The sequence below is a fragment of the Actinomycetospora rhizophila genome (genome assembly GCF_042657905.1).
Lineage (GTDB): Bacteria > Actinomycetota > Actinomycetes > Mycobacteriales > Pseudonocardiaceae > Actinomycetospora > Actinomycetospora rhizophila.
Window position 1 is genome coordinate 30,919 of sequence record NZ_JBHSKG010000027.1, and the last position, 13,540, is coordinate 44,458.

16 protein-coding genes are annotated in these 13,540 nt (G+C 73.9%); 6 read left to right on the forward strand and 10 right to left on the reverse strand.

Going from position 1 to position 13,540, the window contains the following annotated elements:
* The first annotated feature begins 561 nt into the window (after positions 1-561).
* On the forward strand, positions 562-1,395 hold the full coding sequence (locus tag ACFPK1_RS31110; RefSeq protein WP_378024828.1) for a S1 family peptidase: 834 nt from the start codon (positions 562-564) through the stop codon (positions 1,393-1,395).
* Positions 1,396-1,563: 168 nt separating this feature from the next.
* Here the strand turns inward: ACFPK1_RS31110 and ACFPK1_RS31115 are convergent, their stop codons facing one another.
* The gene (locus tag ACFPK1_RS31115; protein WP_378024829.1) at positions 1,564-2,367 is read right to left on the reverse strand and encodes a class I SAM-dependent methyltransferase; all 804 of its coding nucleotides are present in this window, start codon (positions 2,365-2,367) and stop codon (positions 1,564-1,566) included.
* Between the two features lie 62 nt (positions 2,368-2,429).
* On the opposite strand from ACFPK1_RS31115, the gene ACFPK1_RS31120 reads away from it, so the two are divergent.
* Complete coding sequence (locus tag ACFPK1_RS31120; RefSeq protein WP_378024830.1) at positions 2,430-3,215, forward strand: aldo/keto reductase; 786 nt, start codon at positions 2,430-2,432, stop codon at positions 3,213-3,215.
* Positions 3,216-3,223: 8 nt separating this feature from the next.
* Here the strand turns inward: ACFPK1_RS31120 and ACFPK1_RS31125 are convergent, their stop codons facing one another.
* Genes ACFPK1_RS31125 through ACFPK1_RS31140 form a run of 4 tightly spaced genes read right to left on the reverse strand, consistent with a single transcriptional unit; the run spans position 3,224 to position 6,612 of the window.
* Positions 3,224-3,949: a YoaK family protein gene (locus ACFPK1_RS31125; RefSeq protein WP_378024831.1), complete on the reverse strand. Its 726-nt coding sequence runs from the start codon at positions 3,947-3,949 to the stop codon at positions 3,224-3,226.
* Positions 3,946-4,560, reverse strand: coding sequence for a TetR/AcrR family transcriptional regulator (locus ACFPK1_RS31130; RefSeq protein WP_378024832.1), 615 nt, complete (start codon positions 4,558-4,560; stop codon positions 3,946-3,948). Before ACFPK1_RS31130 ends, ACFPK1_RS31125 begins: the two co-directional genes overlap by 4 nt.
* Positions 4,561-4,581: 21 nt before the next feature.
* The gene (locus ACFPK1_RS31135) at positions 4,582-5,763 is read right to left on the reverse strand and encodes an acyl-CoA dehydrogenase family protein (protein ID WP_378024833.1); all 1,182 of its coding nucleotides are present in this window, start codon (positions 5,761-5,763) and stop codon (positions 4,582-4,584) included.
* A 54-nt stretch (positions 5,764-5,817) separates the two neighbouring features.
* Complete coding sequence (locus tag ACFPK1_RS31140) at positions 5,818-6,612, reverse strand: SDR family NAD(P)-dependent oxidoreductase (RefSeq protein WP_378024834.1); 795 nt, start codon at positions 6,610-6,612, stop codon at positions 5,818-5,820.
* A gap of 54 nt (positions 6,613-6,666) precedes the next feature.
* On the opposite strand from ACFPK1_RS31140, the gene ACFPK1_RS31145 reads away from it, so the two are divergent.
* Positions 6,667-7,476 (forward strand): enoyl-CoA hydratase/isomerase family protein, encoded by an 810-nt coding sequence (locus ACFPK1_RS31145; protein ID WP_378024835.1) that lies wholly within the window; start codon positions 6,667-6,669, stop codon positions 7,474-7,476.
* Here ACFPK1_RS31145 and ACFPK1_RS31150 read toward each other — a convergent pair.
* The 5 genes from ACFPK1_RS31150 to ACFPK1_RS31170 are packed head-to-tail and all read right to left on the reverse strand — an operon-like array spanning position 7,463 to position 10,772.
* Positions 7,463-8,101, reverse strand: coding sequence for a TetR/AcrR family transcriptional regulator (locus ACFPK1_RS31150; RefSeq protein WP_378024836.1), 639 nt, complete (start codon positions 8,099-8,101; stop codon positions 7,463-7,465). The genes ACFPK1_RS31145 and ACFPK1_RS31150 overlap by 14 nt on opposite strands.
* 10 nt (positions 8,102-8,111) lie before the next feature.
* Complete coding sequence (locus ACFPK1_RS31155) at positions 8,112-8,360, reverse strand: hypothetical protein (protein WP_378024837.1); 249 nt, start codon at positions 8,358-8,360, stop codon at positions 8,112-8,114.
* A complete protein-coding gene (locus ACFPK1_RS31160) occupies positions 8,360-8,842 on the reverse strand; it encodes an aromatic-ring-hydroxylating dioxygenase subunit beta (protein WP_378024838.1) in 483 nt (160 codons plus the stop codon). Before ACFPK1_RS31160 ends, ACFPK1_RS31155 begins: the two co-directional genes overlap by 1 nt.
* Positions 8,839-10,095 (reverse strand): aromatic ring-hydroxylating oxygenase subunit alpha, encoded by a 1,257-nt coding sequence (locus ACFPK1_RS31165; protein ID WP_378024839.1) that lies wholly within the window; start codon positions 10,093-10,095, stop codon positions 8,839-8,841. The genes ACFPK1_RS31160 and ACFPK1_RS31165 overlap by 4 nt, the downstream gene beginning before the upstream one ends.
* Before the next feature lie 47 nt (positions 10,096-10,142).
* Positions 10,143-10,772 (reverse strand): TetR/AcrR family transcriptional regulator, encoded by a 630-nt coding sequence (locus ACFPK1_RS31170; protein ID WP_378024840.1) that lies wholly within the window; start codon positions 10,770-10,772, stop codon positions 10,143-10,145.
* A 107-nt stretch (positions 10,773-10,879) separates the two neighbouring features.
* Between ACFPK1_RS31170 and ACFPK1_RS31175 the strand changes: the two genes are divergently transcribed.
* From ACFPK1_RS31175 to ACFPK1_RS31185, 3 genes are read left to right on the forward strand one after another with little or no spacing between them, the layout of a single operon-like run.
* The gene (locus ACFPK1_RS31175) at positions 10,880-11,368 is read left to right on the forward strand and encodes an ester cyclase (protein ID WP_378024841.1); all 489 of its coding nucleotides are present in this window, start codon (positions 10,880-10,882) and stop codon (positions 11,366-11,368) included.
* Entirely contained in the window at positions 11,365-12,885 is a 1,521-nt protein-coding gene (locus ACFPK1_RS31180) for an AMP-binding protein (RefSeq protein WP_378024842.1), read from the forward strand. Before ACFPK1_RS31175 ends, ACFPK1_RS31180 begins: the two co-directional genes overlap by 4 nt.
* On the forward strand, positions 12,866-13,450 hold the full coding sequence (locus ACFPK1_RS31185; RefSeq protein WP_378024843.1) for a TetR/AcrR family transcriptional regulator: 585 nt from the start codon (positions 12,866-12,868) through the stop codon (positions 13,448-13,450). The genes ACFPK1_RS31180 and ACFPK1_RS31185 overlap by 20 nt, the downstream gene beginning before the upstream one ends.
* Positions 13,451-13,540: the final 90 nt, after the last annotated feature.

Genomic DNA, 13,540 nt, shown 5'->3' on the forward strand with positions numbered 1-13,540 from the left:
AGGAGTCCGCGGGCGATGTCCGCCCGGGCCGCGCCACGGTGATGCCGGCCGCCCGGACCGCAGCGGAGGCTCCCCTTCCGACGCTCGCTCGCACCGCCCCGCGGGATCTCGGTGCTGCTCGCCGGGCAGTGCGGGAACGGCTTCGCACGTCACGGTCCGCACACCGTTCCTCGATGGCGGCGACGCCGTCGTGGTCGACGTGCAGAACCCGGCTCCCGGTCCTGCGCGCCCGTGACTCCCGACGACGCTCTGGTCGCGCTCGAGCTGTGGACCCGACCCGATTCCGGCGACGACTTCGCCGCTCGGTCGGAAGATCGGTCGGCCGCGCGCACTCCGTAGGTGGGATCACGCTGTCGACACGCTTGCCACGACGTGAACGAACAGCTCTGCTCACGCACTGTGCGATCTCGGATCGAACGGCGTGAGCACTGCGGCCGAACGGGCGGTGCTGAACCGTCGATGGACACTCTTAGTAACGAGTGCGAGTGAGTCGGCGATCACTCAGCCGGTGCGGCACTCCAGGGCCGTCGCCTCATCCTCGACCGGTATCGGAGACCAACCATGCACCGAGGCGTCGGCCTGATCGTCGCCGCTGCGATCGCCGCAGCAACGATGCTCAGCGTCACCACCCCCGCGGCGGCGATCGAAGGCGGGGTCCCGGTGGCGACGACCGAACAGAACTACCGGACGTTCGGCGCGCTGGGGCGAGTAGTCACCACCTACGCCGACGGGCGATGGGGGCTCTGTACAGCGACGCTCATCGCCCCGACCGTGGCGATGACGGCCCAGCACTGCATGCCCTTCAAGAACGATCGGTGGGACGAGGGAAAGTCCCCGTCGGAGATCGACATCGAGGTCGCCTTCAACGTCCTGGACCTGGACGACGGACGCGGGGTGCTTCGCAAGGTCGTTGCGGGCACCGAGTCGAACAGGGACTACGGCACCGAGAATGACTCGATCTTCCTCCTGCACCTGGATCGGCCCGTGACAGAGGTGACTCCGATCCGGGCCGCTGGTCACCAGGAAGGCGACCTCTGGCGGAAGGGCCGACCTGTCTTCGCGCTCGGCTGGGGGTATACCGAGGAGGGTCGCGAGTCACGGGAACTCCGACGAGCAGACACGACGGTGCGTGACACGGTGGCGACGACGGCGTGGAAGATCGGTGGGGCGCTGCGGGTGAACGACAGCGGCGAGGGCGTCACCGCCCCGGGAGACTCCGGCGGCCCCCTCATCACGCTCGATGGCGCAGACCGCCCGGTCGTCGTCGGTGTGCTGTGGGGCGGGGGAGTGCCCTGGGGTCGCAGTACTGAGCGCTCCTACTACATGAAGCCCGGTGTCGATTCGCTCTTCGGCGACAGGGGCGAACTTGTCCCCAACCCCCGCCAGGTGCGTTAGGCCTCCGCGCGGCGGTCGGTGGTGCCCTCGACCGCCCGTACGCAGGGTGTAGTTGCGGGCAGCGGTGTTCCCTGGCAGGCGAGGGTGCCAACGGTACGGGCAGACCTGTGGGACGGGCATGGGTCGCGTCGCGACCCGCCAGCCCGCGTGACGTTTGGTGGACGAGGCTTAGGCCGCGGATCGCTCCGCCTCGATCAGGTGCGCGCTCATCGCCGCGGTGATCGGGCCGTCGCCGAGCATCCGGGTCATGGCGCCGGCGACGCGCTCGACCGTCGCGTCGAGGTCGCCGCGGCGGGTGAGGTCGGCGCGCAGCGGCGATCCGGTGCACAGCCCGACGGCGACCTGGCGCGCGTCGTCGGCCCGGCCCTCGAGCACCAGGGTCGTGACGTCGACGACGTCGAGGCCGCCCGCGCGCACGTCGGCGGCGACCTGCTCGGTGTCGTGGTACCCGTGCGGCACCGCCTCGAGGAAGGCGGGCACGTCCCCGGGGAAGACCTCGTCGAGGGCCTGCGCGAGCGGCTGTCCGAAGCCGTGCGCGGCGAGGGTGTCCCACGTCGTGAACAGGAAACGGCCGCCCGGCGCGAGGACGCGGGCGACCTCGGCGTACGCGGCCGGGCGGTCGGGCAGGAACATCACGCCGAAGCCGCACACCACGTGGTCGACCGCCGCGTCGGGGAACGGCAGCGCCATCGCGTCGGCCACCTCCCACGTCGGCCCCGGCACGCGGGACGCGGCCAGCTCCACCATCGCCGGGTTGAGGTCGGTGGCGGTGATCTCGGCGTCCGGGCAGGCGGCCACGAGCTCCCGGGTCACCGCACCGGTGCCGGCCGCGAGCTCCAGTACCCGGACCGGTCGCCCCCGCGCGACCCGGGCGGCGAGCTCGCGGGCGAACGGCCGGAAGAACGGCGCGACCAGGCACCGCTCGTAGACCTCGGGCATCGACCCGACCCAGCGCGCGTTGTCGGTCTCCATCGCAGCGTTGTCCCAGCCCTCCGCTACGGGACGACGTGCACCGCGGTGTAGGAACGGCATCGATGACCGGCATCCCTGACCTCACGCTCAACGACGGCACGGCGATCCCGCAGGTCGGGCTCGGCGTCTACCAGGTGCCCCCGCACGACACGGCCGCGCTGGTGCGCTCGGCGCTGGAGATCGGCTACCGCCACATCGACACCGCGCAGGGCTACGGCAACGAGGAGGGCGTCGGCCAGGGGCTGCGTGCCTCGGGAGTGCCGCGCGAGGACGTCTGGATCACGACGAAGCTCGACGACCCGTTCCACGGCGACGCCGCACCGGCGTCGTTGGACGACAGCCTCGCGCGGCTGGGCACCGACTACGTCGACCTGTTCCTCGTCCACCGCCCCGGCGACGGCGACGACGTCGACACGTGGCGCGCGCTCGAGTCGCTGCGCACCGACGGCCGGGTGCGCTCCATCGGGCTCTCCAACTTCACGCGTGACGGCATCGAGCATCTCGTCGCCGCGACCGGTGTCGTGCCCTCGGTGCACCAGATCCGGCTCAACCCGCGCACCCCGCAGAGCGTGATGCGCCGCTACCACCGGCGCCGGGGCATCGTGACCGAGTCGTGGGCGCCGCTGCGCGAGGGCAAGCTCGCGCGCGACCCGATCGTCCGCCGCGTCGCCGCGCGTCACGGCCGCACGCCCGCGCAGGTCGTGCTGCGCTGGCACCTGCAGCACGGGCTGATCGTGTTCCCGAAGTCGTCGAGCACCGACCGGCTGCGCGAGAACCTCGACGTCACCGGCTTCGAGCTCTCCCGCGCGGACCTGGCCGCGCTCGCGCTGCTGCGCCGCCGGCCCTAGCTGTACACCTAGCGCGGCGCCGTCCACGGTGCCTCGGCGCGCGACACCGCGTGGCTGCCCACCGCGACGCCCACGATGATCGCGAGCCCGAGCGTCAGCGCGGCGCCCGGCGCCACGAGGCGGCACAGCAGCGCGCCCGCGACGACGCCGACGACGAACGCCAGCAGCGCGAGGCCGCGGCGCAGCGCGAACGGGTCGCGGTGGCCCGCGCCGCGCTCGGTGAGGATGCCGATCGTCGTCAGCGTGAGCACCGCGGTGAGCAGGTCCGGGACCTTGAGGTAGCGGATGAGGGCCAGCTGGCCGCCCATCGACGCGGCGAGCAGGGCCGTCACGGTGAGGCGCGCGGCGGGGTGCATCGGCTCCGCGGCGAGCAGGACCAGCACGGTTACCGGCACCGCGAGGAGGAGCTTGAACCCCGCGACGTCGCGGACCGCGCGGCCGCGGTGGCCGCCGGGGCGGCGCACGACGCGCGCCCCGACGAGCGCGCCGACGACGAAGCCGCCGACCGCCACGGACGGCGCGACGATCGAGCCGCCCGCGCCGGCGAGCGCGATGCCGAGGAAGACGATGTTGCCGGTGACGGCGGCGACGAAGACGTGGTCGAGCGCGAGGATGCTCGTCGCGTCGACGACGCCGGCCAGGCACGTCAGCGCCACGAGCATCGCGGGCAGCGGGCCGTCGCGGTCGTCGACGAGCGCGCGGCGCAGCGCCCACCGGCCGGTCGGCGCCGTCAACGTGCCCCCGGTGTCGCCAGCCCGTCGCGCACCAGTCGTTGCGCCGCGTCGATGACGCCCTCGAGCGACCCGCGCGCCGGGTCCCACCACTCCGCGGTCCAGTTGAGCGCGCCGAGCACCACCATGAGCGCGGTGCCCGGGTCGAGCGCGGGGTCGAGGTCGCCGTCGTCGCGGACCTCGGCGACCAGCCCGCGCCACACGGCCACGTAGTCGCGCTGCGCCTCGCGGTGGCGCTCGCGCATCGCCTCCGGCAGCTGCGGCACGGTGCGCACCGCGGCGGCGGCGTGGTCGGAGTGCGTGAGCAGCGTGCGCAGGTGCGCGGCGACGGCGATCGCGAGCCGGTCGATCGCCGGGGCGTCCGCGGGCGCCTGCGCGAGGGCCTCGGTGACCAGCGACCGCGCGCGGTGGAGCCCGACGGCGACGGCCTCGTCGATCAGCTCGTCGCGCGAGGAGAAGTAGTAGTAGATCGCCGGCGCCTGCACCTGCGCGACCTCGGCGACGTCGGCGAGCCGGGTGCCCGCGTAGCCGCGGCGCAGCAGGACGTGCGCGGCCGCGTCGACGACGCGACGGCGGGTCCGCGCGGACTTCGTGTCCCGCACGGTCTCGGTCATCGGGTCAGCGTAGGGCGCGCATCAGTACGACGACGGCAGCCCGAGGCTGTGCTGCGCCACGAAGTTCAGCACCATCTCGCGGCTGACCGGCGCGGTCTTGAGCATGCGCGCGAGGAACCAGAGGTCGGCGAGCCCGTACTCCAGCGCGAGGCCGTTGCCGCCGTGGGTCTGCATGGCCTGGTCGAGCGCGCGCAGCGAGGCGTCGGCGGCGGCGAACTTGGCGATGTTCGACGCCTCGGCGGTGTGGGAGGAGTCGGCGCCGGCGTCGAAGAGCTCGGCCGCCCGCGACGTCATGAGCCGGGCCTGCGCGACGCCGATGTAGGCCTCGGCGAGCGGGTGCGCGACGCCCTGGTGCGCGCCGATCGGCACGCCCTTCCACACCGTGCGCTGCGTCGCGTACGTCGCGGCCTTGGCCAGCGCGTACAGCGAGATGCCGTTGCTGATCGACGCCGCGGTGATGCGCTCGGGGTTGAGCCCGGAGAAGACCTGGCGCAGCCCGTTGCCGTCGTCGCCGATGAGCGCCTCGGGGCCGAGGGGGACGTCGTCGAACCACACCGTGAACTGGTGCTCGGGCTGCACGAGCGCGGCCTCGATGGGCTGCCACGTCAGCCCGGGGGAGTCGGTCGGGACGACGAACAGCGACAGCGGACGACGCGTCCCCGTGGGAGCGGCGGTGCCGCTGCGCGCCACGACGAGGATCGCGTCGGCCTCGTCGACGCCCGACGTCCAGTACTTGGTGCCGCTCAACCGCCACCCGTCGCCGTCCTGGTGGGCGGTCGTCGTGATCTCGTGGGAGTTCGACCCGGCGTCCGGCTCGGTGATCGCGAACGCCATCTTCAGCGACCCGTCGGCGATGCCGGGCAGCCAGCGGCGGTTCATCTCGTCCGAGGCGTGGCGGGCCAGGATCGTGCCGCAGATGGCGGGGGAGATGACGGTCATGAGCAGCGGGCAGCCCGCCGCCGACGCCGCCTCGACCACCACCGAGAAGTCGCCGAGCGTCCCGCCGCCCCCGCCATAGGACTCGGGGAGGTGCACGCCCAGGAACCCGTTCGCGCCGAGGTCCTTCCACAGCGCGGCCGGCTCCTCGTGCGCCCGGGCCCGCGCGACGAAGTACTCGTGGCCGTAGCGGCCGACCAGCCCCGTGACGGCCTTGCGCAGCGCCGCGCGCTCGTCGGTCTCGGGGACGATGAGGGACGTGTTCACGCGGGCTCCCGGGCTCGGTTTCTCATCCAGAATAAAAAATGCGCGCGAGTCTGTCTACGGCATCGAGGAGCCGCCGCCGACGGCGATGACCTGGCCGGTGACCTGGCGCGCCGCGCGCGGCGAGGAGAGCCAGACGACCGCGTCCGCGATGTCGCCCGGCGTCGTCAGCCGGCGCAGCGGCTGCTGCTTCACGACGGACGCGACCTGGGACTCGTCGAACACCGCGTCCTGCCCGCCGGCCCACAGGCTCGTCGCGCCGACCCCGCCCTCCTCGGGCAGCACCAGCCCGGGGCACACGACGTTCGACCGCACCCCGCGGCGGCCCTGCTCGCGCGCGGTGGTGCGCGCGAGCGCGATGAGCCCGGCCTTCGTCGTGCCGTACACGCCCTGGCGGATCGCGCCGAACGCGGCGTCGCTGGAGATGAACACGATCGACCCGCCGCCGGCCTCGCCCATCGGGCCGAGCGCGGCCTGGGTGCAGTCGATCGCGGTGTAGAGGTTGGTCTCGACCGTGCGCTGCCACAGCGCGCGGTCGGTCTGCTCGGTGAGGAAGCCCGGCGCGCTCCAGCCGGTGTTGTTCACCAGCGCGTCGACGCCGCCCCAGTGCTCGACCGCCGCGCCGACCACGCGCCCGCCCGCGCCCTCGACGGTCAGGTCGATCTCGAGCACCTCGACCGCCGACGCGCCGAGCGCGAGCCCCTCCTCGCGCACGCGGGCGGCCTGCGCGCCGTCGCGGTCGGCGAGCAGGACGCGCGCCCCCTCGCGGGCGAACCCGTGCACGATGCCGCGGCCGATGTTGGACGCCCCCCCGGTGACGACGACGCGGGCCTGCGCGAGCGCGAGATCCATGGGCCCTCCCGTGTACGGTTAATCCGCATTAGAAATTCGACGAGGAGGCTACCGGTGGGCGAGCAGCTCGTGGGGTCGGGACCGGTGCTGCTCGACGTCGACGACCGGGGCGTCGCCCGCCTGCGGCTCAACCGGCCGGAGGCCTCGAACGGCCTCGACGTCGTGCTGCTGCGCGCGTTCCACGAGGCGGTCATGGCGTGTCACGCGCGCCCGGGGCTGCGCGTGCTCGTGATCACCGGCGAGGGGAAGCACTTCTGCGCGGGCGGCGACGTGAAGACGTTCGCGAGCAAGGGCACAGGCCTCCCGGACTACCTGCGCGAGGCCACCTCGCGGCTGCAGATGGTGGTGCAGGCGCTGCTCGCGCTGCCCGCGCCCGTCGTCGCGTCGGTGCACGGGTTCGCCGCGGGCGGCGGCGGGTTCGGCCTCGTGTGCGCGGCCGACCTCGTCGTCGCCGCCGAGTCGGCGAAGTTCCTGGGCGGCGCCACGCGGGTGGGCATGGCGCCGGACGCGGGCGCGACGGTGACGCTCCCGGCGCTCGTGGGGCTGCGCAGGGCGATGGAGATCGCGCTGACGAACCCCGTGCTGTCGGCCGCCGAGGCACTGGACGCAGGCATCCTCACCGCCGTCGTGCCCGACGACGAGCTCGCCGCGCGCACCGAGGAGCTCGTGGAGCGCCTCGCCGCGGGCGCCCCGCAGGCGCTCGCCGCCACCAAGCGGCTGCTGTGGTCCGGGCTCGGCGCGCGGGTCGAGGCGCAGCTGGGGGAGGAGGCGCGCACGGTCGCGGAGCTCTCGGGCACCGCCGACGCGCGCGAGGGCCTGGACGCGGTGATCGAGCGCCGCGCGCCGCGGTTCACCGGGGAGTGAGACCTCGCCGCACCACGTGCTGCGTGGTCGCGACGACCTCCTCGAGCGACCCGCGCTCCGGGTTCCACCACTCCGGCGCCCAGTTCAGCGCCCCGAGCACGAGCATGCGCGCCGCGCGGGCGTCGACGTCGGCGGTCAGCTCCCCGGCGGCGACGGCGTCCTCCACCAGCCCGCGCCACACGTCGGCGTACGCGCGCTGGCCGACGAGCTGGCGCTCGCGGATGTCGGCGGGCAGCTGCGCGGCGTTGCGGATCGCGGCGAGCGAGAACTCCGAGCGGCGCAGCACCACCTCGAGGTGTGCCGCGATCGCGCCGTCGATCCGGTCGAGCGCGGACGCGTCGGCGGGCAGGGCCCCGAGCGAGGCGACGACGTGCTCGAGCGTCGCCTGCTGCCCGGTGGTGACCACCTCGGCGAGCAGCTCCTCGCGCGAGGGCCAGTAGTAGTAGACCGCCGGCGCCTGCACCGCGGCGACCTCGGCGATGTCGACCAGGCGCGTGCCCGCCCAGCCCTTGCGGGACAGGATCTGCGCGGCGGCGGCGAGGATGCGCTCGCGGGTGCGCGCGGACTTGCGTCCGGACGTGGGCGTGCCGTCGGCCGACGGCCGCGCGGTCCGCTCCCGGGGCACGGGAGCGATCCTAGGGCTCCCCGAGCGACTCCCGGGCCGGTCCGCGCCCGGCGTCGCGCCACCGGTGCGCCGACGGGTCGAGCAGCGCGCGCATCCAGCTCTCCGGCGCCCACACGATCGACTCCAGCTCGAGCGCGTCGAGGTGGCGCACGGTCCCGGTGCGCAGGTCCTCGAGACGCAGGCGCGTGCCGTTGCCGCGGTCGTCGATCGACACCGACACCGTGGCGAACTCGTTGGCGACGACCCCGAGCTCGTCCATCACAGGAGGAACGACATCGTCGGCAGGGCCCGGTCGGAGTCGACCAGCACCACGGTCTTGGCGGCCATCCGCAGCTCCCCGTCCACCCGGCGCAGGCGGTGTGTCACGCGCCCGACCCACCACGTCGTCCCGCGGTCGCGCGACTCGAGGACCTGGACCACGGAGCCGACCACGGTGTCGTCCCCGTCGGTACCGAGGACCTCCACGTTCGTCACCGACCGGCACAGCCGCGACGGCGGGCGCTGGGAGTGCCGGCGCCCGGTCTGCAGCTGCTTGATGCGGGTGGCGATCCGCCCGCGGTTGTCGAAGACGATGGACATGTGCGTGCGCGGGTCGGCGTCGGGGTCGACGGGCACGAGGTAGACCGCGTCGTCGGTCCAGAGCGCCTCCCACTCCTCGAGCGCGAACTCGTCGGCCAGGCGCGCCTCGCGGTAGAGGAACTGCTCGGCCTCCCGGAGCTCGATCGCGAGGGCGGCGGTCACGTCATCAGCTCCCGGTAGTGCGCCCACATCGCCCGCATCGACGTCTCGTCGGTGGCGGTGCCGATCGTGTGGCCGTCGTCGTCGACGCGCTCGCGGTGCAGCCCGCGGCTCAGGTCGAGCCACTCGGGCTGCCGCTGCGCGACGCCGCGCTGGTTGCGCTCGTACATCTCGGCGTCGTCGGCCAGCAGCATCCCGGCCGGCCCGACCGAGCCGACGCACTGGGTGACGAGCCGGCGGTTGAGGTCGGGCGCGCCCTTGAACTGGATCGCGGTGACGTGCTGGACGGTCCGGTCGACCGCGAGCGGCTGGATCTGGAAGAGCTGGATCTCCGCGACGAACAGGTTCGGGAAGATCATGACGTGGGGCGAGCCGTCGATCATGATCTCGTCGGCGGTGTCGGCGCCGTACGCCGCGCGCATCGCGGCGACGTAGTCGGGGATCTTCGACTCGGGCGTGCCGGCCCAGCCCATCGGCACCCCGAGGCGACGGAACTCCGGGCTCAGGTCGTTCTCGGTGTGCCCGCCGCCCAGGGCGCGCGTCACCGCCGTCGACTTGTCGCTGTAGAGCGCGCCGATGCCGCTGCCCGAGATCGAGAAGATCGACGAGTGGACGAACTGCGGGTGGTAGCCGTCGGTCTCGTTCTCGACGAGCATCTTCCAGTTCGCGGTGACCTCGTGGCGGACCCAGCCCGCGGTCAGCTCCACCTCGCCCTCGGGGGAGAGGCGGCAGAGCCGGTCGAGGCGCTCGGCCGCGGCGCCGAGGTGCTCGCGCAGCGTGGGGCCGTCGGCCGCGAGGCTCGCGAACACGAAGCCGCGGTAGGACTCGACGCGCGGGGCGGCGGCGAGCCCGGGCAGCTCGGCGCGGGCGCTCGACCCGCCGTAGCCCTGGTTGAACGGGAAGCCGAGCAGGTCGCCCGTGTTGGCGAAGGTCCACCCGTGGTACGGGCAGCGGAACGACCCGGCGTTGCCGCGCTCGGCGTCGCAGACGAGGTTGCCGCGGTGCGAGCAGCGGTTGTGCAGCACGTGGATCGTGCCGGCCTTGTCGCGGGTCATGACGACCTGCTGCGGGCCGATCGTCTTGCGCACGTAGTCGTTCGGCTCGGGCACCTCGCTCGCGTGCCCGACGTAGACCCATGTCGCGTACCAGATGCGCTCCAGCTCGCGGGCCCAGATCGCCGGGTCGGTGTAGATCGACCCGTGGACGCGGTCGGGGAGGACCAGCGAGCGGAGGTGCTCGACCTCGGTGGTGGTCACGGCTCCCCCTCCGATCAGGACACCATGTCTGGACACAGTGTCCAGGTTCAGGGCGCGTCGCGGTAGAGGGTGTTCCAGACGATCGCCGTGAACGCCTCCACGGCGTCGCGCGCGGCGGCGTCGTCGGCGCCGCGCAGCATCCGGTCCAGCCCGCGCTCGGCCATCGATGTCAGCATCTGCGCGGTCGGGCCGGGCGGCACGTCGCGGCGCACGGTGCCCGCTTCCTGGCCGGTCTCGATGTGCGCGGCGATCTCGGTGACGTAGCGCCCGGTCAGCGCGCGGAAGACCTCGCGGACCGCGGGGTCGTGGCTCGACGAGTCGATCACCGCCCGCATGAGCTCGGCGCGCGGGCGGTAGGTGGCGACGATCGTCTCGGCCTTCGCGCGGAGGTCGTCCCGCGACGCCGGCGGGTCGTGGCCCCACCACCCGCGGCCGGCCTCGAGCAGCTGGTCGACGACGTCGGCGGTCAGCTCGCTGAGCAGCTGGCCCTTGTCCGCGAAGTGCACGTAGAAGGTCGACCGCGAGACGCCGGCCCGGGCGGCGAGGCGCTCGACGCTGACCTCGGTGAACGACTCGCCCTCGGCGAGCAGGGCCTCGAGGGCGTCGAGGAGCTTGGCGAGGTTCTCTGCTCGCCGCTGGGCACGGGCACCGTGCGCCCGACGGGTCACCGACGCCACGCGGCGCAGCGTACGACGCACGGAGCGAAGCGGAGCTGCACGGACACGTCTTGTCCCGGAATCTGGGACTCGTTAGATTCTAATCAACGTTAGATCAGGAGGTCGACATGAGGGCTCTGGTGGTCCCCGAGTGCGACGCGGCGGTGCTCGACCGCGCGTTCGCCGAGCGCTGGTACGAGGGCTGGATCCGGGCGTGGAACGAGAACCGCCCGGAGCTCTGCCGCGAGCTGCTCACCGACGACTTCGTCCTCGACAGCCCCACCACGCGCCACACCGGGTGGCAGGTGCAGGGTCCGGCGGCCGCCGAGGGCTACATCGCCTACGTGCTCGGCGCCTATCCCGACCTGCAGTGGGAGGTCACCGCACCGCCGCTGTTCGCCGACGACCGTGCCCGCGCGGCGTTCCACTGGCGCGGCACCGGACACTTCAGCGGCCGCCTCGACCCGCCCGGCATCGAGGGGACGGGACGGCCGTTCGCGTTCGCGGGCCTCGAGGTCTTCGACTTCCGCGGCGACCGCGCCTGCTACCTCAACGCGACCTACGACCTGCTCGGGCTGATGAAGCAGATCGGCGTGCACCGGGGCGGCTCCCGATGAGCCTGCGCGCGCTGCTCGAGGCCCGGTGCGCCACGGCGCCGGACGCGATCGCCGTCGAACCCGCCGGCCGGCCGGGGGAGGGGACGACGTGGACGGCGCTGCGCGAGCAGGCGCGGTCGGTCGCCGCGGCGCTCGTGCGCGACGGGGTCGCGCCCGGCGAGCGGGTCGTGCTCGTCGCCCGCAACGACCCGTCCTACTTCCCGATCCTCTTCGGCGCCGGGCTCGCCGGTGCCGTGCTGACACCCCTGAACCGGCGCCTGGCCACCGACGAGCTGGTCGCGATGATCGACGACTCCGGGGCGACGACGGTGCTGGTCGACGAGGACGCGGCGGCGGCGCTGAGCGACGTCCTCGGGGACCGGCGCGTCGTCGTGCTCGGTCGCACCTACGCCGACTGGGTGGGCCCCGCGGTCGACCCCGAGCGGGCGGTCGCGCCGGAGGACGTCGCGTTCCAGCTGTACACGTCGGGCACGACCGGGCGACCCAAGGGCGCCATGTTCGCGAACGGCACGAACCTCGCGGTGCTCACGGGGGAGATCGCCGAGGCCTGGGGCTTCCGCGACGGCGACGTCAGCCTCGTCGCCATGCCGCTGTTCCACATGGGCGGGCTGGCGTGGGCGCTCGCCGGGATGGCGCGCGGCGCCCGCGCGGTGGTGGTCGGCGACTTCGTGCCCGCCGAGGTGCTCGACGCGATCGAGGCGCACGGCGTCACGACGGCGTTCTGCGTGCCGACGATGCTCGCGGCCCTGTGCGCGGTGCCCGGCGTCGACTCCCGGCCGCTGGGCCTGCGCCAGATGATCTACTCCGGGTCGCCGATCGGCGAGGACGCCCTGAAGCGCGCGATGGTGGCGCTGCGCTGCGACTTCGTGCAGATCTACGGGCTGACCGAGGCCACCGGCGCGTTCGCGCAGCTCTCCGCGCAGGAGCACCGCGAGGGCGGGCCGGCGCTGGCGTCCGCGGGGCGCCCGTACCCCTGGACCGAGCTGCGGGTGGTCGACCCGGAGACCGGGCACGACGTCCCGGCCGGCGCGATCGGCGAGATCCGCACCCGCTCGGTGCAGAACATGGTCGGCTACTGGCGACGCCCGGAGGAGACGGCCGCCGCGCTCACGCCGGAGGGCTGGCTGTGCACCGGCGACCTCGGCCGGCTCGACGACGCCGGGCGCATCCACCTCGTCGACCGGGCCAAGGACCGCATCGTCACCGGCGGCGAGAACGTCTACCCCGCCGAGGTCGAGCGGGTGCTCGCCCAGCACCCGGACGTCGCCGAGGTCGCCGTCATCGGGGTGCCCGACGAGCGCTGGGGCGAGGCCGTGAAGGCCGTCGTCGTCCCGGCGGCGGGCTCGACCCCCGACCCGGCCGAGATCGTGGCCTTCGCCCGCGGGCGGCTCGCCGGGTTCCAGAGCCCCAAGTCGGTCGACGTCGTCGAGGCCCTGCCGCGCACCGCGACCGGGAAGGTCATCAAGCCGACCCTGCGCGAGCCATACTGGCGCGGTCATGACAGGCGCATCCACTGAGCTGCCCGGCAAGGGCGGGCTGACCCGGCGGCGCATCCTCGACGCCGCGGCGGCGGAGATCGCGCGGCACGGGCCGGCGGGCGCGAGCCTGGGCGCGATCGCCGCCGCCGCGGACCTGCAGACCGGCAGCATCTACTTCCACTTCGCGTCCAAGCAGCGCCTCGTCGAGGCGGTGCTCGAGGAGGGCATCAGCGCGTCGCTGCGCCGCCTCGACGAGGCGATGGCGCTGCCGCGCGGGGACACGCCGGCCGACCGCCTGCGCGCCGGCGTCCACGCGCACCTGCGCGCGCTCGCGGAGCTGTCGGACTACGCGGTGGTGGTGCTCGCCCCGCAGTTCGCCGCCCGCCAGCCGCCGGGGTTCCGCGCGCTGCGCCGCGAGTACCTGCGCCGCTGGACCGAGCTGATCGCCGACGCCCAGGCCGACGGCACGCTCGCGTCCGGTCCGGAGCCCGGCGAGGTCCGCGACCTCCTGCTCGGGGCCCTCAACGCCGCCGGCCTCGCGGGGCAGGACCCGGCGCGGACCGCGGACGCCGTGTTCGCGCTGCTGCGGCTGCCGCCCTGCTAGTTTCCGGGGGCCGTGCGAACCGAGGAGGTGGGACCCGTGAACCGATCGACATGGGTGCTCCCCTCCGGGGTCACGGTCGGACGATAGGTC